Annotated in this window: 19 protein-coding genes; 6 read left to right on the plus strand and 13 right to left on the minus strand. The window is 68.4% G+C overall.

Annotated features, from left to right (window positions below; genetic code table 11):
• Positions 1-67: 67 nt before the first annotated feature.
• The 3 genes from O2L52_RS05645 to rimP form a co-directional block, all read right to left on the minus strand.
• Positions 68-412 (minus strand): YlxR family protein, encoded by a 345-nt coding sequence (locus O2L52_RS05645; protein WP_373897053.1) that lies wholly within the window; start codon positions 410-412, stop codon positions 68-70.
• 4 nt (positions 413-416) lie between these two features.
• Positions 417-1,451 carry a transcription termination factor NusA gene (gene nusA / locus O2L52_RS05650; RefSeq protein ID WP_270114357.1) on the minus strand — a complete coding sequence of 345 codons (1,035 nt, stop codon included), beginning with the start codon at positions 1,449-1,451 and terminating at the stop codon, positions 417-419.
• Positions 1,452-1,525: 74 nt separating this feature from the next.
• Entirely contained in the window at positions 1,526-1,987 is a 462-nt protein-coding gene (rimP, locus tag O2L52_RS05655; protein WP_270114358.1) for a ribosome maturation factor RimP, read from the minus strand.
• Positions 1,988-2,069: 82 nt separating this feature from the next.
• On the opposite strand from rimP, the gene O2L52_RS05660 reads away from it, so the two are divergent.
• The 5 genes from O2L52_RS05660 (at position 2,070) to O2L52_RS05680 (ending at position 7,150) form a co-directional block, all read left to right on the plus strand.
• On the plus strand, positions 2,070-2,465 hold the full coding sequence (locus O2L52_RS05660) for a hypothetical protein (RefSeq protein WP_270114359.1): 396 nt from the start codon (positions 2,070-2,072) through the stop codon (positions 2,463-2,465).
• On the plus strand, positions 2,462-2,875 hold the full coding sequence (locus O2L52_RS05665; protein ID WP_270114360.1) for a DUF4439 domain-containing protein: 414 nt from the start codon (positions 2,462-2,464) through the stop codon (positions 2,873-2,875). Before O2L52_RS05660 ends, O2L52_RS05665 begins: the two co-directional genes overlap by 4 nt.
• A 123-nt stretch (positions 2,876-2,998) precedes the next feature.
• A complete protein-coding gene (locus O2L52_RS05670) occupies positions 2,999-3,592 on the plus strand; it encodes a PadR family transcriptional regulator (protein ID WP_270114361.1) in 594 nt (197 codons plus the stop codon).
• Between the two features lie 20 nt (positions 3,593-3,612).
• Positions 3,613-4,335 carry an ABC transporter ATP-binding protein gene (locus O2L52_RS05675; RefSeq protein ID WP_270114362.1) on the plus strand — a complete coding sequence of 241 codons (723 nt, stop codon included), beginning with the start codon at positions 3,613-3,615 and terminating at the stop codon, positions 4,333-4,335.
• Between the two features lie 82 nt (positions 4,336-4,417).
• Positions 4,418-7,150 carry an FtsX-like permease family protein gene (locus O2L52_RS05680; RefSeq protein WP_270114363.1) on the plus strand — a complete coding sequence of 911 codons (2,733 nt, stop codon included), beginning with the start codon at positions 4,418-4,420 and terminating at the stop codon, positions 7,148-7,150.
• Positions 7,151-7,320: 170 nt separating this feature from the next.
• On the opposite strand, the gene map is transcribed toward O2L52_RS05680, so the two are convergent.
• The 9 genes from map to O2L52_RS05725 all read right to left on the minus strand — a co-directional run bounded on the left by map (position 7,321) and on the right by O2L52_RS05725 (position 19,824).
• A complete protein-coding gene (gene map, locus O2L52_RS05685) occupies positions 7,321-8,217 on the minus strand; it encodes a type I methionyl aminopeptidase (protein WP_270114364.1) in 897 nt (298 codons plus the stop codon).
• A gap of 1,232 nt (positions 8,218-9,449) precedes the next feature.
• Positions 9,450-10,631 carry a flavodoxin-dependent (E)-4-hydroxy-3-methylbut-2-enyl-diphosphate synthase gene (ispG, locus tag O2L52_RS05690; protein ID WP_270114365.1) on the minus strand — a complete coding sequence of 394 codons (1,182 nt, stop codon included), beginning with the start codon at positions 10,629-10,631 and terminating at the stop codon, positions 9,450-9,452.
• A gap of 28 nt (positions 10,632-10,659) precedes the next feature.
• Complete coding sequence (locus O2L52_RS05695) at positions 10,660-11,922, minus strand: M50 family metallopeptidase (protein ID WP_344472618.1); 1,263 nt, start codon at positions 11,920-11,922, stop codon at positions 10,660-10,662.
• A gap of 15 nt (positions 11,923-11,937) precedes the next feature.
• Positions 11,938-13,158, minus strand: coding sequence for a 1-deoxy-D-xylulose-5-phosphate reductoisomerase (gene dxr, locus O2L52_RS05700; RefSeq protein WP_270114367.1), 1,221 nt, complete (start codon positions 13,156-13,158; stop codon positions 11,938-11,940).
• 14 nt (positions 13,159-13,172) lie between these two features.
• Positions 13,173-14,018, minus strand: coding sequence for a formyltetrahydrofolate deformylase (gene purU / locus O2L52_RS05705; RefSeq protein WP_270114368.1), 846 nt, complete (start codon positions 14,016-14,018; stop codon positions 13,173-13,175).
• A 190-nt stretch (positions 14,019-14,208) separates the two neighbouring features.
• Entirely contained in the window at positions 14,209-15,519 is a 1,311-nt protein-coding gene (locus O2L52_RS05710) for an ABC transporter substrate-binding protein (RefSeq protein ID WP_270114369.1), read from the minus strand.
• A 43-nt stretch (positions 15,520-15,562) separates the two neighbouring features.
• The gene (locus tag O2L52_RS05715) at positions 15,563-16,456 is read right to left on the minus strand and encodes a carbohydrate ABC transporter permease (RefSeq protein WP_373897017.1); all 894 of its coding nucleotides are present in this window, start codon (positions 16,454-16,456) and stop codon (positions 15,563-15,565) included.
• Positions 16,440-17,441: a carbohydrate ABC transporter permease gene (locus O2L52_RS05720; RefSeq protein ID WP_270114371.1), complete on the minus strand. Its 1,002-nt coding sequence runs from the start codon at positions 17,439-17,441 to the stop codon at positions 16,440-16,442. Before O2L52_RS05720 ends, O2L52_RS05715 begins: the two co-directional genes overlap by 17 nt.
• Before the next feature lie 214 nt (positions 17,442-17,655).
• Positions 17,656-19,824, minus strand: coding sequence for an MMPL family transporter (locus O2L52_RS05725; RefSeq protein WP_270114372.1), 2,169 nt, complete (start codon positions 19,822-19,824; stop codon positions 17,656-17,658).
• A 156-nt stretch (positions 19,825-19,980) separates the two neighbouring features.
• On the opposite strand from O2L52_RS05725, the gene O2L52_RS05730 reads away from it, so the two are divergent.
• Positions 19,981-20,748: a TetR/AcrR family transcriptional regulator gene (locus tag O2L52_RS05730; RefSeq protein ID WP_270114373.1), complete on the plus strand. Its 768-nt coding sequence runs from the start codon at positions 19,981-19,983 to the stop codon at positions 20,746-20,748.
• A gap of 81 nt (positions 20,749-20,829) precedes the next feature.
• Here the strand turns inward: O2L52_RS05730 and O2L52_RS05735 are convergent, their stop codons facing one another.
• Positions 20,830-22,386: a Rieske 2Fe-2S domain-containing protein gene (locus O2L52_RS05735; protein WP_270114374.1), complete on the minus strand. Its 1,557-nt coding sequence runs from the start codon at positions 22,384-22,386 to the stop codon at positions 20,830-20,832.
• Between the last annotated feature and the right edge of the window lie 90 nt (positions 22,387-22,476).

Genomic DNA, 22,476 nt, shown 5'->3' on the forward strand with positions numbered 1-22,476 from the left:
TCGAGGTCGTACGGGCAGCGCCCGCCGACCTTATCTACCGACTAGCAACGTGTTCATTCGAAGAACTTCATCGCGTGGTCTTCATTCGGTCCATACCTGCTTCGTGTGCGGGAGTCGGCCTCTCGGCCGACTCCGACTCGACATGGGCTCGCACCGCTCCAACGTCTGCCGCTCCCTCGATTCTGAGGGCTCGGGCGAACGCACGCTTACGAACTGCCTGTTCAAGGCAGTTCAGGTCGTGGTGCACATGTGCTCCGCGGCCGCTGAGGCGGCGCTGCGGGTCCGGAACCAAGCGATTCAGGGAACCCTCAGAGCGTTGAACGACGACGCGCAGCAGCTCACCGGCCGATGCGCGTCTGCGGCACCCCACACAAGTGCGGACTACCGCTGCGTCACGTTGCGATCCGCTGATCAGTCTACCTCCCGGACCGCCGACCGCCACCGGCCGGGCCGGTCTCCTCCTTCGCGCCGCCGGAGACGTGCGCGTCGGACTTGATGTCGATCCGCCATCCCGTGAGGCGCGCGGCGAGCCGGGCGTTCTGGCCTTCGCGGCCGATCGCGAGCGAAAGCTGATAGTCCGGGACGATCACCTCAGTGGACCGCGTGGACTCGTCCACCACCCGTACCGACAGGGTCTTAGCCGGCGACAGGGCGTTCGCGACGAACCGTGCGGGGTCCGCGTCCCAGTCGACGATGTCGATCTTCTCGCCGCCGAGTTCGCTCATGACGGCGCGCACGCGCGAGCCCATCGGGCCGATGCACGCGCCCTTCGCGTTGACGTCCTTCGTTGTGGCGCGCACCGCGATCTTGGAACGGTGACCGGCCTCACGTGCGATGGCCGGAATCTCCACCGCGCCCTCGTCGATCTCGGGCACCTCGAACGCGAACAGCTTCTTCACCAGGGCGGGGTGGGTGCGCGAGAGCGTGATCTGGGGGCCGCGGGCGGTGCGGTTCACCTGGATGACGATCGCGCGGATGCGCTTGCCGTGCTCGTAGTTCTCACCGGGGACCTGCTCGTTGAGAGGCAGGGTGGCCTCGATCTTGCCGAGGTCGACAGTGACGATCCCGCGCTCGTTGCGCTCGCCGTGGGCCTGGACGACACCGGTGACGATGTCGCCCTCCTTGCCGGAGTACTCGCCGTAGTTGACCTCGTCGGCGGCTTCGCGCAGCCGCTGCAGGATGACCTGCTTCGCGGTCTGCGCGGCGATGCGGCCGAAGCCCTCGGGGGTGTCGTCGCGTTCCGAGACGATCTCGTCCTCTTCGTTCACCACCGGGATCAGGACATTGGCGATACCGTTGTCACGGTTCACCACTACTCGCGCGCGCTCATCGGCCCCGGGGGTGTGCTTGTAGGCGGTCAGCAGCGCCGTTTCGATAGCGCCGAGGATGGTCTCGAAAGGGATGTCGCGCTCGCGTTCCAGCGACCGCAGCGCGGCCAGGTCGATATGCACCCGTTCTCCTTAAGTCTTGAGTTGTCCTCACCGCGGCCGTTCAAGGCGTGCGAGCCGCGTCTTCGAGCAGACGCTCATCTCAGCTCGATCTGCACCTTGCCGGGCCCCAGCTCGGCATAGGTAGCCGAGCGGCGCGCGCCGTCGGCTTCTAGTTCAATCCCCCGCTCGCTGGCGGCCGTGACGCGCCCAGTGAAGGGCTCCTCCCCGATGTGCACGGCTACCAAGCGCCCAATATTACGCCGCCAGTGCCGAGGCTCGGTCAGCGGACGGTCCACGCCTGGCGAGGACACTTCCAGGGTATAGGCGGTCTCGGCGAAGAGGCCGCCCGTGGAGTCCGCCTCGTCCAGCGCCTTCGAGCAGGCTTTCGAGACGACCGCCACATCGTCCAGGCTGATCCCCCCGTCCTTGTCGACGAGTACCCGGACGAGCAGCCGCCGCCCGGCCTTGGTGACCTGCAGCCCTTCAAGATCGAATCCGATCTTGGCGACGGCCGGAGCCAGGATCGCCTCCACCTCGGCTTGCCGCTCAGCACCCATGCGCAATTCCCTCCCGTTGGCTGTTCGGCCGAGATTAACCGCCCGGGGACAGAATGGAAAGGCAGCCTGGGAAACTGGGGGGGTGTTCACGACCCGACGCGGACTCCTGGTCGGGGCGGCCGTTCTCACGGCCGCCGGATGCACCCGGGAGACGGCGCACATCATCACGTCAGACGCGGACCTCACCGCCGCGCTCCACGCCGCGCGCACGCTGGCCGCGGCCTCCGACGCCCTGGGCTTCGGCGACTTCGCCGCGGACCACCTGACCCACGCCGCCACATTGGAGCGACTGCTGCGGCCCAATGTGGTCGCCGACCAAACCGGCGAGCTCCCGGCGGACGCCGCCGCGCTCGCAGCGGCCGAGGCCGCCGCCAGTGCGGAGGCCGGGGACGCCTGCCTCACGACCGAATCGGACTACGCCGTGCTCCTCAGCGAGATCGCGGCCTGCCGCGCCGCCCACGCGGCGGTGCTCGCATGACCGTCGTCGACACCGGCCTCGCCGCCGAGTACGCCGCCATCTACGCCTACAGCGCCGCCGCGGTGCATCTTGACGGCGACCCGCGCTGGATCGCCGAAGAGCTCGAGTCCGAGCACCGCTCGCGGCGCGACGCGCTCCTGGACTACTACGACGAGCACGGACTCGAAGCCGCTCCTTCCTTGGCGGGCTACGACATCGAGCCGATCGCCGACGCCGCCGCCGCGCAGGAGCTGCTGCTCGGCATCGAGCAGCACGTGACCGCGACCTGGCGCGCGGGCGTCGTCACCACCGAGCCGCACGAGCGCGAGCTCTGCCTGCGGATGTACGGCGACTCCGCGGTCGCCCTGGCCCGCTGGCGCATCGCCGTCGGCCAGTCCGCCGCCGACCCCTGGCCGGGCCGCCCCGCGTAGCCCGGGTCCGTTCCACAGCGTTCAACGAGAATTCCATACCCCGTATCCCCGAGCTGCATACCAGTTATGCCATACTCGGTATCTCTCCGTCTGGAGAGGCGAAGTAGCGATACGAGGTTGCTCATGAGTGTCAAGCACAGCCTCCTCGCGCTGCTCGAACGGGGACCCGCCTACGGCTACCAATTGCGGGCCGCGTTCGAGAGCGCCACGGGGAACACCTGGCCGCTCAACATCGGACAGGTCTACACCACCCTCAACCGGCTCGAACGCGACGAGCTCGTCGAAGCCCTGCCGGAGAACGACTCCGGCCAGCGCCCGTACCGGATCACCGAGACGGGCCGCCGCCACCTGGCGGGCTGGTTCGCCTCGCCGGTGCAGGCCGCGGACCGGCCCCGCGACGAGCTCACGATCAAGCTGGCCCTGGCGGTGACCACGCCCGGCGTGGACGTCGCCGACGTCATCCAGCGGCAGCGGGGGGCGACCCTGCGCCTGCTGCAGGAGTACACGCGGCTCAAGGCGGCGGAGGAGCACGCGGAACTGGCCTGGCGCCTGGTGCTGGAGTCCATGATCTTCCGCGCCGAGGCCGAGATCCGGTGGCTCGACCACACGGAGGCCGTCGTGGCCCGCGCCGAACTGCCCGCACCGTTCCCTTTCGCGGTCGACGAGCCGGACTCGGCCGACGCGACGCCTGAACGCAACCGAACCCGAACCCACTAAGAGAGAACGCGGTACCCCCCATGACCGTTCTGCACCTGAAAGGCGTGAGCCGCACCCACGGCACCGGCGAGAACCTCGTCCACGCCCTCGTCGACGCCGAGCTCACGATCGAGGCCGGCGAGCTCGTCGCCATCATGGGCCCGTCCGGGTCCGGCAAGTCCACACTGCTCAACCTCGCCGGGGGGCTCGACGCCCCCACCTCGGGCGAGGTCCTCGTCGAGGGCACCGTCCTCGCCTCGCTGAACAAGAAGCGGCTCGCGGGGCTGCGGCGGCGCAGCATCGGGTACGTGTTCCAGGACTACAACCTGGTGCCGAGCCTGACGGCGGCCGAGAACGCGGCCCTGCCGCTGGAGCTGGACGGGCTCGCCGCGGGCAAGGCCCGCAAGATGGCGCTCGCGGCGCTGGAGGAGGTCGGGCTGGACGTGAAGCAGGCCGACCGGTTCCCCGACGAGATCTCGGGCGGGCAGGCGCAGCGCGTCGCCATCGCGCGGGCCCTCATCGGCGAGCGGCGGCTCGTGCTCGCCGACGAGCCGACCGGTGCGCTCGACTCGCACACCGGTGAAGAGGTGCTGAAGCTGCTGCGCCGCCGCGTGGACGCGGGCGCGGCAGGCCTCCTGGTCACCCACGACGCCCGGCACGCGGGCTGGGCCGACCGGGTGGTGTTCCTGCGGGACGGGCGGATCGTGGACTCCTCCGCGCCGCTCGCGGGTGCGGACAGCCTGCTCGAAGGCGCGGGTTCGTAGCGTGGGACGACTGCTGGCGAGCCAACGTCTCGCTTTCAGGATCGCGCGCCGCGAGGCCTTGCGCTACAAAGGACGATCGGCATTGTCGATCACGCTGCTGGGCCTGCCGCTGCTGGCCGTGGCCATCGGCGCGAGCGCCTACGACACGATGGACCTCTCCGACGAGGAGCTGGTGCAGCAGTACGTGGGCGAGAACGACGCGTTCATCCAGGACACCGGCGCCGGCGTGCCCATCGAGCAGTACTCGTGGAACGACCAGTGGCCCTCTTACGGCAGCGACGAGGACTGGGTGGAGGGGGCGGACGGCGCGACCGAGGGCGAGATCCTCAACGCGCTCCCGATCGGCTCCTGGATCGTGCCCTACACCGTGAGCGGCGGGTGGGAGGAGATCCGGGTCGAGACCCCCGACGGGCTCGGGTCGATCTCCGCCTACGGGTACAACCTCACCGACGAGCTGTACGAGAAGGCCGGGATCGAGTTCCTGGACGGCTCGGCGCCCGGGAAGGGCGAGGTGGTCCTCTCCGAGGCCGCCGCGGAGCACCTGGAGCTCGGGGTCGGCGACACCCTCGTGGCCGACCAGACCGTCGGCACGCAGGAGGCCGAGGTGAGCGGGATCGTCGAGATCCCCTGGAGCCTCAACGAGCGGTTCGCGATCGGCTCGATGTTCCCGATGCCGACCGGGGGCTGGCTGCTGGACACGCCCGAGGAGCTGACGTACGAGGACGCGCTCGCGCTCAACGAGATGGGCGTGACCGTCTGGGCGGGCTCGCTGGTCGACCGGCCGACGGCCGACGACTACTACTACTCGACGGAGCTCGACGACTCGTTCATCATGATCATCGGGCTCATCGTGGTTGCCGTGGTCATGGAGGTGATCCTGCTGGCGGGGCCGGCGTTCGCGATCAGCGCCCGCCGCCGCACCCGCGAGTTCGCGCTCATGAGCGCCAACGGCGCGACGCCGGCGCAGATCCGCCGGATCGTGCTCGCCGGGGGCGTGATCTTCGGTGTCATCGCCGCGTTCATCGCGATCGCGATAGGCATCCTCGCGGTGTTCGCCGGCATCCCCTTCCTGGAGGGGATCTACGGCTACCGCAGTGCGGGGCTGCAGGTCCTGCCGCTGCTGCAGCTCGCCCTGGTGGGGGTCGCGATCACGACCGGCCTGCTCTCGGCGCTCGCGGCGGCGATCAGCGCCTCCCGCGTCAACGTGGTCGCGGCGCTCATGGGCCGCACGCCGGGCCGCAAGGGCTCCAAGCGGTGGATGGTCGTGGGCCTGCTCATGCTGGGCGCGGGCATCGCCTCGGGGCTCGTGGGCGTCTCGATGTGGAGCCTGCCGCTCATGTCCGCCGCGATCATCCTGGCGCAGCTGGGACTCGTGGCGTGCACGCCGGCGCTGCTGGCGGCCATGGCGAGGCTCGGCCGCTGGCTGCCGCTCGCGCCGCGCATGGCGCTGCGCGAGGCGGGGCGCAACCGCGGTTCGGCCGCGCCCGCGATCGCCGCGGTGCTCGGTGTCGTCGCCGCCGGCATGGTGTTCTCGATGATCGTGACCGCGGACGCGGAACGCAAGGAGCAGTCGCAGGTCATCGAGTTGCAGCAGGGCGCGGTGACGCTGGACCTGTACGACAACGGCATGGGCGATCTCGAAGAGGGCGAGGAGCCCGACTGGGACTCCGGGCTCGCGGAGTCCCGCACCGTGCTCGAACGCCACCTCGACGACCTCGCGATCACCGAGATCCCGATGTACTCGAGCTGGAACGGCTGCACACTGCCCATCGTCGAAGCGTTCCAAGAGACGGCGGAGTGCTCCTGGACCGTGACCCGGCCCGAGGCGAACCGGTGCTCGTTCTGGGAGACCGAGCCCGCCACCGACGAAGCGATGCGGGAGGCGGTCGAAGCGGCGCGGGAGGACCCGAACTGCAACGAGAACTCGAACGACGTCGGCGTCAGCTCGGACCGGACTGTCGTGAGCGCCGATCCGACGGTCGTGGCGGCGTACACCGGGTTCGAGGGCGCGCAGCTCGACGAGGCGGTGGCCATGCTCGAGCGCGGCGGCGTGCTCGTCGCCGACCCGCTCGCGCTCACCGACGAGGGGACGGTCGTGCTCGAGGGCACGATCTTCAACTGGGACGAGGAGACCGGCGAAGGCGAGGAGTTCGACCCGCAGTTCCTGGAACTGCCGGCGATGGCCGTCGACGACTCGCTCCTGGGCTACAACAAGCTGCTCCTGAGCCCCGCGGCCGCGGAGCAGATGGGCCAGATCCCCAGCGTGTACGACCGGGTGTACCTGGTCGAGACCTCGACGCCGGTGGAAGGCGCGGTGTCGGAGGCCATCTCCGCCGACCTGGAGACGATGACCAGCGGCGCCGCCATGGGCGCGTGGCTTCACGTCACCGATTACGAGGACGACTTCACGTTCTACATGGTGCTGCTCGTGTCCGGGCTGTGCGCGCTCGTCGCGCTCGGGGCCACCGCGGTCTCGACCGGGCTCATCATCGCCGAGCAGCACAAGGACATGACGACCTTGGGCGCGGTCGGCGCGGCACCGGGCCTGCGGAAGCGGTTCGCGATGTGGCAGACGGTGATGATCGCGGCGTTCGGCGCCGGGCTCGGCACCGTCGCCGGCCTCATCGGCTACGCGATGGTGCAGCAGGCGCTGAACCGGCCGCTGCGGTTCACCTACCCGTTCGACGTGCCGTACGGGTGGGAGCTGCCGTGGGGCGCGATGGGCGTCATCCTGGTGGCCGTGCCGGTCCTCGCCGCGATCGGGGCGCTCGTCTTCACCAGGGCGAGGCTCCCCAGTGAGCGACGGTTGACGTAACGATCCGAAGCAAGTGAAGGGCCTCAGTGCATCTGCACTGGGGCCCTTCGCTTTCGCTCGTTCGATTGTGGAGGCGGCACCGGCTCAACCCCTCGGAGACATCGGCATCTCGCGGACCGGCACCGCCCCGGCCCAGCCTATGCAGTGCCTGCCAATGACAGTGCCGCCGCTCAGCGCCGCTGCTCGGGCGTGCCTGCGGGCACGCCGCTGGAGGGCATCGTGAGGATCTCGAAGCCGTCGTCGGTGACGAGCAGCGTGTGCTCGAACTGGGCGGTCCACTTGCGGTCGCGGGTGACGGCGGTCCAGCCGTCGTCCCACATCTCGTGCTCGGCCGTGCCGAGGTTGATCATCGGCTCGATCGTGAAGGTCATGCCGGTCTCGATCTCGACGTCGAGGCCGGGGTTGTCGTAGTGCGGCACGTACAGTCCGGAGTGGAACGCGGTGCCGATGCCGTGGCCGGTGAACTGGCGGACCACGCCGTAGCCGAAGCGCTTCGCGTAGGCCTCGATGACCTTGCCGACCACGTTGAGCTGGCGGCCGGGCTTGACGGCCTTGATGCCGCGCCACGTGGCGGTCCAGGTGCGCTCCACCAGGTCGCGGGCCTCCTGCGAGACGTCCCCCGCGAGGAACGTGGCGTTGCAGTCGCCGTGCACGCCGCCGATGAACGCGGTGACGTCGATGTTCACGATGTCGCCGTCGCGGACCACTGTGGAGTCGGGGATGCCGTGGCAGATGACCTCGTTGAGCGAGGTGCAGCACGACTTCGGGTACTCGCGGTAGCCGAGCGTCGAGGGGTAGGCGCCGAGGTCGCACAGGTACTCGTGGACGATCCGGTCGAGCTCGTCGGTGGTGATGCCGGGGGCGACCGCCTTCCCCACGGTCTCCAGTGCGTCGGCGGCGATGCGGCCGGCGACGCGCATCCGCTCGATCGTCTCGGCGTCCTTCACCTCCGAGCCGGTGAACGGCGAGGGGGCCGGCTTGCCGACGTACTCGGGCCGCTCGATGGCGTCGGGGACACTCCTGCGGGGACTCTGCCTGCCTGGGCGCAGCGCGGGACGGGATTCCATCCGGCAAGCCTAACCGGAGGGCTTCAGGGCCGGTCCGGACCGTTACCGAGACGACGCCCGGAAAAGCCCCGGCGACCGCGAAAACCTCTTGCGTTCCGGCACGCCAGGCAGCATCCTGGACATCCGGCAGCCCGTGCCCGAGCAATTCGGAGCGGGGCGGTCCGGGACCCCGCGAACAGGCGCGCGACGAGAGTCCGAACGACTTTCCTACCGAGCCGGCGTGGGGCGCTGCTCCCGCAGGAGTTCCGCGGTCCGGCTCGCCGGACGCGGTGTACGACACCTCCCGCGGTCGAGCGCCCCGCCTGTCCAACCCAGGCGGCGTGCAGTCGCCCCGCGCCGGCTCACCACACCCCTCCCCCGCACGCGCGAAGGCCCGCCGCCCTCGAGCGGCGGCGGGCCGTCGCGCAACCGACCCGGCGTCGAGCGCCATGGTCGGCTCCTCCGCGTCCGCGCCCGGTTCGGCCGCCGCGGCCATGTCGGCGGTCCCGACCTCCTGCGCGAGCCGCTCCCACAGCATCCCGCCGGAGTGGGCCAGCGCGCCGATGATCGAGGGGACGAACGGGAGCACCCAGTCGGCGAGGAACCCCGAGTGCGGCATGTTGAGCACGAGCATGGCCGATCCGGCGCACAGCAGGCCCTGGAGCGTGCCGCGCCAGGCGGCGCGGGTGCCGTCCACGACCGCTTCGCGGCGCTCGGTCGCGGGGTCGTGGAACTCGGAGAGGCCCGCGGCGTCGCGTCGGCCCAGGTAGGCGCCGACGACCGCTTGGACGGCGGTGCCCGAGACGACGGCGGCCAGCAGGTTGTTCTTCGTGACCACGTAGATCAGGGCGAAGAGCAGGCCGCCGCCGAGGATCGTGAGCACACCTCTGATCCAGTCGACCTTCTCGCCGGGGTACCAGTAGTACTTGGTGACGCCCTCGGAAATCTGTCGTTCGAACTTCCCCATGCCGGTCGCTCCCCTTTCGCGGACGCAGCCGTCAAAGCTGCGCTTGACACGCACGGAAGTCATTATGCGCGGCGCCGGGCGGCGGTTCGGCGGAATCCCTCGGAGTCATCTTTGTGGAGTTTTGCACAAGATGATCCGAATGTCGGATTACACGACGGGTACCGGGGTCTGCAAGTGGCGCTGCGTACCAGCGTACGGAAGGATCGCCGACCGGTGAGTCGGCGATCCGACAGTCGCGCCTGTGCACTTGGACTACTCGCACTTGAACGACGTGCGCTCGGACGACTCAGTGGACCTGGACGACCGGTCCGGCGAGGCCCTTGAGCTCCTCGGGCAGCTCCGCGCCCATCGCCTCGGCCAGCTTGAGGGCCTCCTCGATGAGCGTCTCCACGATCTGCGACTCGGGCACGGTGCGGACGACCTCGCCCTTGACGAAGATCTGGCCCTTGCCGTTGCCGCTCGCGACGCCCAGGTCGGCCTCGCGGGCCTCGCCGGGGCCGTTGACGACGCAGCCCATGACGGCCACGCGCAGCGGCACGGGCAGGCCCTCGAGCCCGGCCGTGACCTGCTCGGCGAGCGTGTAGACGTCCACTTGGGCGCGGCCGCAGGACGGGCACGAGACGATCTCCAGGCCGCGCTCCTTGAGGCCCATCGACTCCAGGATCTGGTTGCCGACCTTGACCTCCTCGACCGGCGGGGCCGAGAGGGAGACGCGGATGGTGTCGCCGATGCCCTCGGCGAGCAGCGCGCCGAACGCGGCGGCGGACTTGATGGTGCCCTGGAAGGCGGGCCCGGCCTCGGTGACGCCCAGGTGCAGCGGGTACTCGCACTGCTGCGATAGGAGCCGGTAGGCCTTGATCATGACGACCGGGTCGTTGTGCTTGACGGAGATCTTGATGTCGCGGAAGTCGTGCTCCTCGAACAGCGAGGCCTCCCACAGCGCGGACTCGACCAGCGCCTCCGGGGTGGCCTTGCCGTACTTCTGGAGCAGGCGCTTGTCGAGCGAGCCGGCGTTGACGCCGATCCGGATCGGCGTGCCGGCGTCCTTCGCGGCCTTGGCGATCTCCCCCACGCGGTCGTCGAACTGCTTGATGTTGCCGGGGTTGACGCGCACGGCGGCGCATCCGGCGTCGATCGCGGCGAAGACGTACTTCGGCTGGAAGTGGATGTCGGCGATGACCGGGATCTGCGACTGCTTGGCGATGACCTTGAGCGCGTCGGCGTCGTCCTGGGTGGGACACGCGACGCGCACGATGTTGCAGCCGGTGGCGGTGAGTTCGGCGATCTGCTGCAGCGTGGCGCCGATGTCCGAGGTCCGAGTGGTGGTCATCGACTGGACGCTGATGGGCGCGCCGCCGCCCACGAGGACGCCGCCGACGTTGAGCTGGCGGGTCTTGCGGCGCGGGGCGAGCGGCTCGATCTCGTGGTCGTGCCGCTTGGTGGGGATACCGAGGTTCACTGCGGTCATGTGGCTAGTTTCCACCTTGATTCGCGGGTTAGTTGAAGATAGTGATCGGGTTGACGATGTCTGCGGTGATCGTCAGCAGCATGAAGCCGCCCAGGAGGACGATGACAGCGTAGGTCAGCGGCATGAGTTTCATGTAGTCGACACGCCCGGGGTCGATCTTTCCTCGCTTCAGGGCGATCCACGACCTGGCCTTCTCGTACCACGCGATGGCGATGTGCCCGCCGTCCATGGGCAGCAGCGGCAGCAGGTTGAAGATGCCGATGAAGTAGTTCAGGACGACGAGGAGCATGAAGAACATGGCCCACTGGTCGTACTGGACCATCTCGCCGCCGAGGCGGGAGGCGCCCACGACGCTGACGGGCGAGTCCGCGCTGCGCTCGCCGCCCATGATCGCGTCCCACAGCGGCGGGATCTTCGAGGGCAGCTGGCCCAGGGCGATGAAGGTCTCCTTGAACATGTCGCCCGTGGTGGTGAAGGTTTCGCCGATGCCGTCGATCGGGCCGACGGCGATGGTGGGGGCGATCGCGGGGTCGACGTAGCCGACGACGCCGAGGCGGGCCACGGTCTCGGTCGTGCCGTCCTCGTTCTCCACGGTGGCGGCGTACGGGGTGACCTCGACGGTCTTCGTCGTGCCGTCCGAGTCGACCGTGACGGCGACCGGCTCGTCGGGGGTCAGCTTGGTGACCGTGGCGACGAGCGACTCCCAGCCGTTGATCGCGGTCCCGCCGACGGCGGTGATCGAGTCGCCGTCCTGGATGCCGGCGGCGTAGGCCGGGCCCTCGATCTGGCCGTCCGGGCAGTCCCCGGCGGGGGCCGCGGTGTCGGTGGACTCGACGCACTGGGAGACGGCGACCTGGGCGTTCTCCTGCGACTCGTCGAACGCAGCGGCGTGGGCCGGGTTGGCGACGACGCCGACGAACGAGACGAGGATCCAGAGGGCGACGAAGCCGATGATGAAATGCGTGACCGAGCCGGCGGCGAGCACCACGGTGCGCTGCCACAAGGGCTTGCGCCAGAAGACCCGCTTCTTGTCGGCCTCGTTCAGCTCCTCCTCGTCCTCTTCAAGGGGGGTCATCCCGACGATCTTGACGAAACCGCCGAGCGGGATGCCCTTGACGCCGTACTCGGTCTCTCCCTTGTGGAACGACCACAGGGTGGGCCCGAAACCCACGAAGTAGCGGGTGACCTTCATGCCGAAGCCCTTGGCCGTGAGCATGTGGCCGAATTCGTGCAGGCTCACGGAGATGAGGATCGCCAATGCGAACAGGACGATCCCGGTGATGTAGGCCAGCAAGTCGGTCTCCTTCTAACGCTCGGACGCGTCCAACACTAGCCGTCGGGCGCACGCGCGCGCCCAGTTCTCCGCCTCGAGTACGTCTGCGACACTGGCGGGTCGCGAACTGCGCCCGGACAACCCGTCCGGAGCGGCGGCGAGGACGGCCTCGATGGTGTCGACGATGCCGAGGAACGGGAGCCGCCCGTCACGGAAGGCCGCGACGGCCTCCTCGTTGGCGGCGTTGTACACGGCGGGCATGAGGCCGCCGGCGCGGCCGGCGTCCTTGGCGAGGGCGACGGCCGGGAACGCGGTCGCGTCGAGCGGCTCGAAGTGCCAGTCTGCGGCCTTCGTCCAGTCGACCGGCCGCGCGGCCCCCGGGAGCCGGTCGGGCCAGGCCAGCGCGTGGCCGATCGGCAGGCGCATGTCCGGCGGGGAGGCCTGGGCGATCGTGGAGCCGTCCGTGAACTCGACCATCGAGTGGACCACCGACTGCGGGTGGACCACGACCTCGACGTCGTCGTACGGCACGTCGAACAGCTCGTGGGCCTCGATCACCTCGAGGGCCTTGTTCACCATGGTCGCGGAGTTGATCGTGACGACCGGGCCCATCGCCCAGGTCGGGTGGGCGAGCGCCTGCTCGACGGTGACCTCGGCGAGTTCGGCGCGGGTCCGGCCGCGGAAGGGGCCGCCCGAGGCGGTGAGGATGAGCTTCGCGACCCGCTCCATCGAACCCGAGCGCAGGCACTGGGCGAGCGCGGAGTGCTCCGAGTCGACCGGCACGAGCTGGCCGGGCTTGGCGAGGTCCCGCACGAGCGGGCCGCCGGCGACGAGGGACTCCTTGTTGGCAAGGGCCACTTGGCGTCCGGCCTTCAGCGCGGCGAGCGTCGGTTCGAGGCCGATGGAGCCGTTGATGCCGTTCACGACGGTGTCGCAGGGCCAGGCGGCCAGTTCGGCCATGGCCTTGCGCCCGGCGATGAGCTTCGGGATCCGCGCGTCGCCGGAGGTCCAGCCGGCCTTGGTCGCGGCGGCGAACAGCCGCAGCTGGACGTCCTCCACGGACTTGGCGTCGGCGACCGCCACGACGTCGACCCCCAGTTCGATCGCCTGCTCGGCCAGGAGCGCCGGGTTGCCGCCGCCGGCGCCGATGCCGACGACCCTGAAGCGGTCGGGATTGGCGCGGACGATGTCGATGGCCTGCGTGCCGATGGAGCCGGTGGACCCCAGGAGCACGATCTCGCGTTGGTCAGTCACGGGATGATTATCCGCTAGCGGAAAACCACCGTCTTGGTGCCATTGATGAGGACGCGGTCGTCCAGGTGGGCGGCCAGGCCGCGGGCCAGGCAGGTCGATTCCAGGTCGCGTCCGGCGGCCACGAGCTCCTCGGGGCTGTGCGCGTGGTCGACGCGCGCCACCTCCTGCTCGACGATCGGCCCCTCGTCGAGGTCGGCGGTCACGTAGTGGCAGGTCGCGCCGATGAGCTTGACACCGCGCTCGTGCGCCTGGTGGTACGGCTTGGCGCCCTTGAAGCTCGGCAGGAACGAGTGGTGGATGTTGAGGATCTTCCCCGGCAGCTTCGCGCAGAAGTCCGAGGAGAGGATCTGCATGTACCGGGCCAGGACCACCGTGTCGATGCGCTCCTCCTCGATGATGTCGAGGATCCGCTGCTCCTGCACGGCCTTGCCCTCGAGGCCAACCGGCAGGTAGTGGAACGGCACTCCCGATGAGGCCGCGAGGTCGGCCCAGTCGGGGTGGTTCGAGACGACCGCGGCGGCCTCGCCGTGGAGGGCGCCGATCCGGAAGCGGTACAAGAGATCGTTGAGGCAGTGCCCCTGCTTCGAGGCCATGATGAGGACGCGGCGCTTGACGGCGCGGTCGTGGAGCTGCCAGTCCATGTCGAACTCGCGGGCGATGTCGGCGAAGCCCACGGCCAGTTCGTCCCGCTGCGCGGCCGTGTTGAACTCCACGCGCATGAAGAAGCGGCCCGATCCGTGCTCCGAGAACTGCTGGGAGTCCTCGATGTTGGCGTCGCGGCGGGTCAGGAAACCCGAGACGGCGTACACGATGCCGAGGCGGTCGGGGCACGAGAGCGTGAGCACGAACTGGCTGGTCATCCTACCAATGATACGGAGCTGCCGAAGCGGGCGACAATCGACTTCCATCACGGACGGGTTGTCACGGCGTGTCGCATTTCGACCAGGCTCGGCCGTGAAAAGGAGCCGGACAAGGACGAAGGGCGGACTCTTTCGAGTTCACCCTTCGACCCTCTTACTGTGACTCACTCAGAGCAAGATCCGAGTGTCTTTAGGCGCCGATCTCGGCGTTGAGCTGGTCCATGAACGACTTGGTGCTGTCCTCGACGCTCACGTCGCCGAAGATCATCGTCTCGAACACGCCCAGCATGATGTCCGCGGCGGAACCGGAGCCGACCGGCGGCACCGGCGGGCCCTCGGCCAGCTCGGGGGTGATCGTCGCGATGAAGTCCGCGCCCAGCTTCTGGTCGGGCGGGAGGTTCGGCAGGATCCGCTCGCGCTGCGCGGTGTTCGAGGGCACGCCCCGGTCGCCGAGCATGAGGTCCAGGGACTCGTCGCTGTTGAGCAGGAAGTCCACCAGCTTCGCGGCGGCGGCCTGGTCCGAGGTCGTCCGCGAGATCGACCAGTACATGGCCGACTTCAGGTACAGGCCCGGCTGGACGCCGGTGCTCTCGCCCGGGACGCGCAGCAGGACCAGGTCCCCGCCGAGCACCTTCTGGATCGCACCGATCTGGTTGGTCCAGTAGAACTCCGTGACACCCGTGCCCGTCGCCAGCGGCGCCTGGTCCTGGCCCGCCGAGAACGCCTCGACGATCTTGCTCGGCTCCGGGATCGCCCCGGAGTCGCGCAGGTCGAGGACCATCTGCCACCACTCGTTCATGGTCGCCTCGGTGAAGCCGAGCTTCCCGTCCGCGGTGTAGAGGCTCTCGCCCTTCTGGCGCGCGAAGATGTTGAACAGGGACTCGTTGCTGAACGAGATCGCCGAGTTGCCGATCGCGTCGCCCTGGGCGGACAGGTCGGTGATGAACTGCGAGAAGTCCGCCCACGACCAGGTCGTGTCGTCCGGCATGGCCATGCCCGCGGCTTCGACCAGGGCCGGGTTGACCAGCAGCGCCATGGCGTTCACGCCGGTGCCGATGCCGTAGGTCTTGCCGTCCAGCTGACCGGTCTTGAGGGTGCTCTCCTCGATGTTGGAGAGGTCGATGCCGATGTCGTCGAGCGCCAGGAGGGCGTTCTTGTCGGCGTAGTCGCGCAGGTAGCGCTCGTCCTGCTGCAGGACGTCGGGCGCGTTGTTGCCCGACACCGAAACGTTCAATGCGTCCCAGTAGGCGTCGAACTCGTTCGGGCTCGGCTTGATCGTGACGCCGTCGTTCTGCGCGAGGAAGGCGTCCACGATCTTCTGGGTGTACTCGTGGCGCGGGTCGGAACCCCACCACCAGAAGTCGAGCTCGCCGTCGCCTTCCGCGGCACCGCCGCCGCCGTCGTTGCCGCAGGCCGCGAGGAGGGGTGCGGTGGCGGCGCCGAAGATCCCGGCTTTGGCGAGCGTTCTCCGAGAGACGCCCGAGGGGTTGGATGACTGCATTGTCGTGGTCCTTTCAGGACTTTCGTGAGGGTTGTTTGCCGGTTTACTTGATACCGGTGGTGGCGATACCCCTGACGAGGTAGCGCTGGCCGGCGAGGAAGAACCCGAAGATCGGGCCCAGAGCCACAATAGACATGGCAAAAAGCGCGCCCCAGTTGGTGGTGCCCGTCGAGTCCATGAACAGGCGCAGCGCCAGGGGGACCGTCTGGAGGTCGACGTCGCGCAGGTAGATCAGCTGCGAGTAGAAGTCGTTCCAGGTCCAGATGAACGTGAAGATCGCGGTGGTCGCCAGCGCGGGCATGCACAGCGGCATGATGACCCGCAGGTAGGTGCCCCAGTAGCCGCAGCCGTCGATCGAGGCGGCCTCGTCCAGCTCCTTCGGGAGGCCGCGGATGAACTGCACCATGAGGAAGATGAAGAACGCGTCGGTCGCCAGCAGCTTCGGCACGATCAGGGGCCAGAAGGTGTCGACCCAGCCGAGGTTGTTGAACAGGATGTACTGCGGGATGATCACGACGTGGATCGGCAGCATGATGGTGCCGAGCATGACCGCGAAGAGCATGCCGCGCATGGGGAACCGGAGCCTCGCGAAGGCGTAGGCGGCCATGGAGCAGGAGACCAGGTTGCCGATGATGGACCCGGCCACGATGACCATCGAGTTCCAGATGTACTTCTCGAACGGGTGCGGCAGGGCGTTCCAGCCGTCGGCGTAGTTCCCCCACTCCCAGGAGGACGGGATGAGCCCGGGGTCGGCGAAGATCTCGTTGATCGGCTTGAGGCTGGCCGAGAGCATCCACAGCAGCGGATAGATCATGACCATCGCGGCGACGATGAGCACCAGGTGGAAGACGAAGCGCTTGAGCCCGAGGGTCGCGGGGCTCTGCTTGGCGCGCGGCCGGGCCGGCGCGGGGGTCGGAGTCTCAGTCATTGTCGCCATAGAACACCCAGAATTTCGACATCAGGAAGTTGAGCGCGGTGAAGATCGCGATGATGGCCAGCAGGAGCCAGGCGATGGCCGAGGCGTACCCCATGTCGAACTGGGTGAAGCCCTGATCGTAGAGGTACAGCGTCAGGAACATCGTGGAGTCGGCCGGGCCGCCCTTGCCGCTGGAGATGATGAACGCCTGCGTGAAGGACTGGAACGAGTTGATGATCTGCAGCACGAGGTTGAAGAAGATGATGGGCGTCAGGAGCGGCAGCGTGACGCTCATGAACCGCTGGACGACGCCGGCGCCGTCGATCTTGGCGGCCTCGTAGTACATGGTGGGGATCTGCCGCAGGCCCGCCAGGAAGATGATCATCGGTGAGCCGAAGGTCCACACGTGCAGGATGATCAGAGTGCCGAGGGCGTAGTCGGGGTGCGAGACCCAGCCTTCGCCCTGGATGCCGAAGATGGCGAGGACCTGGTTGACGAGGCCTTCGGTGCCGAACACCTGCCGCCACATGATCGCGATGGCGACGGAGCCGCCGAGCAGCGAGGGCAGGTAGAAGATCGAGCGGTAGAAGGCCATGCCGCGCAGGCCGCGGTCGAGGACGATCGCGAGCAGGAGCGCGGCGGCGAGCTGCAGGGGCACCGACACGAAGGTGTAGACGGCGGTGACCTTGATGGCGTTGGCCAGGCGCGGGTCGTCGAACATGCGCGCGTAGTTCTCGCCGCCGACCCATTCACCGTAGCCGAGGCTGTAGTCGGTGAACGAGAGGTAGAACGAGGCGATCATGGGCCCGATGGTGATAGCCAGGAGGCCGATCAGCCACGGCGAGAGGAAGCTCAGCGCGGCCCATCGCTCGCGGGTGCGGATGGACGCGCGGGTCCTCCTGCGTGCCCGTTCCGGGCTCGGGGAGGGTGCGGAAGCGGCCGGCCCGGGGGGTGCTCCCGAGCTGCGCTGCTTCGGGCGCACCACAGCGACATCGTTGTCGGTCATAAGGTTTTGGGACCTTTCGGAGGGGGTTGGCTCCTAGATCACATCAGGCTATGCAACCGCTTGCCTCTTGTCAATGCCTGTACTTAAATTCCCGAATATCTTTCGGGCATCGGCCCCGAACCGTTACCGGAGTGCGATTCCGCCGCTCCCGCAACGCAGTGCGGCCCGCCCGGTTTGTCCGGGCGGGCCGCTGGTTCCCCAGTGGATGGTCTGGCTAGCGGACGCCGGCGGGCGAGCGCTCCTCAACGGCGGCAACCGAGTCGTCGCTCTCCTTGATGCCGTACTTGGAGTACAGCCGGCCGAGCGGCCCCGGGACCCACCAGTTGGCGCGGCCCAGGAGGCGCATCGTGGCGGGCACGAGCAGCATCCGCACGACCGTGGCGTCGAGGAAGATCGCGATCGCCATGCCCAGGCCGATCATCTTCATGAAGGTGATGCCGCTGAAGGCGAACGCGCCCACCACCACGATGAGGATCAGGGCCGCGGCCGTGATGATCGAGCCGGTGGACTGCATGCCGCGCAGCACGGCGGTGCGGTTGTCCGCCCCCTTGTCCCATTCCTCCCGCACCCGCGAGAGCAGGAAGACCTCGTAGTCGGTGGCGAGGGCGAAGAGCAGCGCGATCATGAGCAGCAGGTTCGACGGGTCGATGAAGCCCGAGGGCGTGAAGCCCAGCGGGCCGGACAGGTGGCCCTCCTGGAAGATCCACACCACGATGCCCAGCGCGGCGCCGAGCGAGACGGCGTTCATCAGGACCGCCTTGATCGGCAGCACGATCGAGCCGAAGGCCAGGAAGAGCACCACCATGGTCACGATGACGATGTAGCCGAGCATGTAGGGCAGGCCCTCGCCGATCGCGTCGAGCATGTCGACCCGGTCGGAGGCGCCGCCGGTCACGTACAGGTCGGCGCCGTCGACCTCGATGGCGCGGGTGTCCTCGATGAGGGTGCGGGCCTCGGCGCTGAACGGGTCGAGGTCGTAGAGGACGTCGAGGAGGGTCGCGTCGTCAGTGGGCGGGGCGGCGGGCACGACGTCGTCGACGTTGTCGAGCTCCAGGATCGCCGCAGTGGCTTCGGCGGCGGCATCTTGGCCACCGGTGACCATGACCTGGAACCGTTCCTCCTCGCCGCCGGGGAAGTCGGCGGCGATGGTCTCGGTGACGACGCGGGACTCGGCGTCCTTCGGCATGTCGCGTTCGTCGACGCCGCCGAACTGCACGCCGAGGATCGGGCTGGCGAGCAGCGCCATGAACGCGAGGACCGGCAGCAGCACGAGCACGGGGCGGCGCATCACGCCGGCCGCGAGGCCGTGCCAGAACCCGGTGTCGGTCTTGGGCTCCTTGTTCTTCCGCCAGGGCAGGCGGCCCTTGTCCACGCGGTGGCCGAGCAGGTAGAGCAGCGCCGGGAGCGCCACGAGCGCCGAGAGCATAGCCACGCCGACGGCGGACATCACGCCGTAGGCGATGCCGTGCAGGAACGGCACGTCGACCAGGAGCAGGCCGCCCATGGAGAGGACGATGATGATGCCGGAGACCATCACGGTGCGCCCGGCGGTGGCGACGGTGTTGAGCACGGCGCGGCGCTTGTCGCGGCCCGCGGCGAGCTCCTCGCGGAACCGGCGGAGCACGAACAGCGAGTAGTCGATCGACATGCCGAGGCCGATGATGGTGATGACGTTGGCCGCGAAGACCGAGACGTCGGTGAACTCGGTGATCACGCGGGTGATCGCGAAGCCGCCGAGGATCGACATGCCGCCGATGAGCAGCGGCAGCGAGGCGGCCACGAGGGCGCCGAAGACCACGATCATGATGAGCAGCAGGATCGGCATCGAGATCATCTCGGCGATCTCGAGGTCGTGCTGGACCTGCTCGTTGAGGTCGGCGAAGATCGCGGCGCCGCCGCCGAGGGTGACGGTGAGGTCGCCGGTGTCCCCGGCGTCCCGCAGCTGGCCCTCGATGGCCTCGAAGGACTGGGCCTGGGCCTCGTCGGAGGAGCCGGCCAGCGAGACGGCCGCGTAGGTCGCGTGCCCGTCCTCGGAGACGAACGAGGGCAGCTGCGTGTCGTAGTAGGAGGTGACGCTCTCGACCTCGTCGATCGCGTCGATGTCGGCGACGGCGCTCTCGACGGCCGCGGCGAATGCCGGGTCGTCCGCCGTCATCGTCTCGGACTCGTACAGGACCACGACCTCGGCGCCGGTGGAGCCGAACTCCTCCTCGATCGCCTCGGCGTCGCGCACCGACTGCGAGTCCTGGGAGACGTAGCCGCCGTCCGTGAACTCGTCGAAGACGCCGAGGCCCCAGGTCGCGCCGATCGCGAAGACCGCGACTATGCCTGCGACGATGAACCAGCGGGCCTTGATGACCGCTCTGCCTAGCAGGGAGTACATGTGCTTCTCCAAAAGGTGAGGCATTGACCGCTGGTGCACGAGGGGCGCCTGGCGGTAGGATGGTGAGCGTTGATTAGTTTGCTAACGGTGTTCACTCTAATAAACGCCCATCGGTAGAGTCAACACCGTTAACCAAGTTGTAGCCTGAGGAGAGCAGTGACCTCGAACACCGCGGGAGGCCCGTCCCGTCGCGAACGGATGCGCGCCGAGACGATCGCCGAGATCAAGGCGAGCGCCAGAGGCCAGCTGCTGCAGCACGGCCCGAGCGGCATCTCGCTGCGGGCCATCGCCCGCGAGGTCGGCGTGACGCCCGCCGCGCTGTACCGGTACTTCGACAGCCTCGACGCGCTGCTCATCCAACTCGTCTGCGACCTCTATGACGAACTTATCGCTGCGACGCGCGCCGCGATGGACGAAGCGCCGCCTGAAGCGCACCTCGATCGGATGAAGGCCTGGGTCTGGGCGTTCCGTGCCTGGTCAGTGGGCAACCGCCGCGAATTCGAACTCATGATCAGCTATCCCGAGGGCAACAGCGCGATGTCGATCTGCGCCGACCCGAAGACCATCGACAGTCTCGAGTTCGACGCGGTCACCCTGAAGTCGATGGAGCACGCCCAGCTCTGCGGGCGCGAACTCGCCCAGTTCTACCGCCAGACCGAGGGCGAGGGATTCGAGTTCGGCTCGGTCACCCTGCCCGAGATGTCCGACGGGCTCCAGCAGGAGCTCATCGAGAGCTGCTCGCTGATGATCATCGGCGAGCGCCTCCCCGTGTCGTGGGTGTTCGCGTTCACTTCAGCGTGGGTGCGGGTGTTCGGCCTGGTCACCATGGAGGCCTTCGGGTCGCTGCCGGTGCAGAACAACATCGACGAGTTCTACAAGGCCCAGATCAAGTCCATGCTGCGCGACTTCGGCATGGAGCAGTGAACGGCCGGACCCTCCGGTCCGGCCGTCTCGTCTTACGACGCTTCCACCGCGCCCTCTTCGGCGCGAGCGCTTCGACCCTGCTCAAGCATCCTCAGCGCGAGCGCTTCGGATGTCGTGCCCGACGCTCGTCATGCACTTGCCGGACTTGAGGTTCCACTTCCAGCCGTGCATCTGGCAGGTGAGGACGCCCTCCTCGACCTTGCCGAACACCGAGAGGTCGGCCTTGAGGTGCGGGCAGCGGCGCTGGAACTGCCAGCCCTGCACCGTGATGTCCTCGTCGTCGGGGCGCTGCTCGGCGTACCAGCCCTCCGCGTACTGCAGCCGTTCCTCGGAGAGGCACTTGAAGAACGCGTACACGTACTCGTTGTACTGGCCGATGCGCGCCGCAGTGAAGCGGCACGAGAGAAACAGCGAGTTGACCCAGTCGACCTCGCGGATGTGCAGCAGGTGCTCGATGAGGCGCCGCTCGGTGCGGAACCGGTAGCGGACCTTCGCGCCGTCGTCGTGGTAGATCCTGCGCTCGAGGAAGTCGAAGACGATCGACTCGACCACTTGTTCGGAATCGGGGGCGGTGAGGTCGAAGCGGACGGGGCCGCCGATGCCCGTGGCGATGTGCTCGGCCGACTCCATGAGCGGCTCGATGCGCTCGCGCAGCGTCTCCAGGACGTCGATCTCCGGGTGCGACCAGGAGGCCTTCTCGGCTTCGAGGCGCGGCTGCATCCGCTCCTTGTACTCGTCGAGGTGCTGCTTCTTGTTCTTGAACCACTCGCGGATGTCGTCGACGGGGTGCTCGACCGAGGCGGAGCCGTCGGCGCTGACCTCGGCCACCGAGCCGGGCAGCAGGATGATGTTCTGCTTGCGGCCCTGCTCCTCCAGCCACTCCACGTAGGACATCTGGTCGGGGAAGATGTTGCCCTCGTCGCCGAACACGTCGTTGAACTGGTACAGCGAGTCGTCGAGGAAGCAGGGCGGGCCGGCGATCGGGAAGACCCAGTCGCCCTTGACGTCGTCGATGTAGCGCAGCGAGCGGTCGAAGCCGCGCTCGCGCTTCTGCTTCCCGAAGGCGCGCTTGGCGTTGTCGGGCAGCTCGTAGACCATCGGGAACCAGATCGCGCCCGAGAACTGCAGCAGGTGGGCGTGGATCTTGCCGTGCTGCAGGAACACGCTCATATCGGTGGGCCGCGCGTCGTTCTGGTTGAACAGGCGGGTCCCGTCGGCGTCCTCGACCCACAGCGACGAGTCGCCGATCGGGCCGTCCGTGGGGCTCGTGAGCGCCTGGATCATGACCTTGACGCCGCCGGGGAGCTCCACGATCTCCTCGGAGACGGTCTTGATGAACTTGTGGAAGCCCAGGGCCCGCAGCTCCGACTCCAGCTCCGCGGTGGGGTACTCCGGCAGCAGGACCGTCGTGTCCTTGCTGATGTGCTCCGAGAGGTTCTCCTCGTCGAAGTGGTCGCGGTGGAGGTGCGAGACGTACAGGTAGTCGGCCTGCCCGAGGGTGTCCCAGTCCAGCTGCGAGTTGTCGGGGAAGGGGAACCACGAGGCGAAGTAGGCGGGGTTCACCCAGGGATCGCACAGGATCGACCCCGCGGCGGTCTCGATGAACATGCTGGCGTGGCCAGTACCGGTGATTCGCACAGTGACCCTTCCGGACAGGAGGACGACGACGCCTCAACTCTACAAGTCACAGCATCGACGGGGCCCCGACGTTCGGGCTTGTGGCGTGGG

This window comes from Glycomyces algeriensis (assembly GCF_027622855.1).
Classification (GTDB): Bacteria; Actinomycetota; Actinomycetes; order Mycobacteriales; family Micromonosporaceae; genus Glycomyces; species Glycomyces algeriensis.

What these genes read in the sequence shown, in the direction of transcription:
- rimP (WP_270114358.1), bottom strand. Translation starts at nt 1,987, where the DNA reads ATGGGTGCTGAGCGGCAAGCCGAGGTGGAGGCGATCCTGGCTCCGGCC.
- O2L52_RS05665 (WP_270114360.1), top strand. Translation starts at nt 2,462, where the DNA reads ATGACCGTCGTCGACACCGGCCTCGCCGCCGAGTACGCCGCCATCTAC.
- O2L52_RS05670 (WP_270114361.1), top strand. Translation starts at nt 2,999, where the DNA reads ATGAGTGTCAAGCACAGCCTCCTCGCGCTGCTCGAACGGGGACCCGCC.
- O2L52_RS05675 (WP_270114362.1), top strand. Translation starts at nt 3,613, where the DNA reads ATGACCGTTCTGCACCTGAAAGGCGTGAGCCGCACCCACGGCACCGGC.
- map (WP_270114364.1), bottom strand. Translation starts at nt 8,217, where the DNA reads ATGGAATCCCGTCCCGCGCTGCGCCCAGGCAGGCAGAGTCCCCGCAGG.
- ispG (WP_270114365.1), bottom strand. Translation starts at nt 10,631, where the DNA reads ATGACCGCAGTGAACCTCGGTATCCCCACCAAGCGGCACGACCACGAG.
- purU (WP_270114368.1), bottom strand. Translation starts at nt 14,018, where the DNA reads ATGACCAGCCAGTTCGTGCTCACGCTCTCGTGCCCCGACCGCCTCGGC.
- O2L52_RS05710 (WP_270114369.1), bottom strand. Translation starts at nt 15,519, where the DNA reads ATGCAGTCATCCAACCCCTCGGGCGTCTCTCGGAGAACGCTCGCCAAA.
- O2L52_RS05715 (WP_373897017.1), bottom strand. Translation starts at nt 16,456, where the DNA reads ATGGCGACAATGACTGAGACTCCGACCCCCGCGCCGGCCCGGCCGCGC.
- O2L52_RS05720 (WP_270114371.1), bottom strand. Translation starts at nt 17,441, where the DNA reads ATGACCGACAACGATGTCGCTGTGGTGCGCCCGAAGCAGCGCAGCTCG.
- O2L52_RS05725 (WP_270114372.1), bottom strand. Translation starts at nt 19,824, where the DNA reads ATGTACTCCCTGCTAGGCAGAGCGGTCATCAAGGCCCGCTGGTTCATC.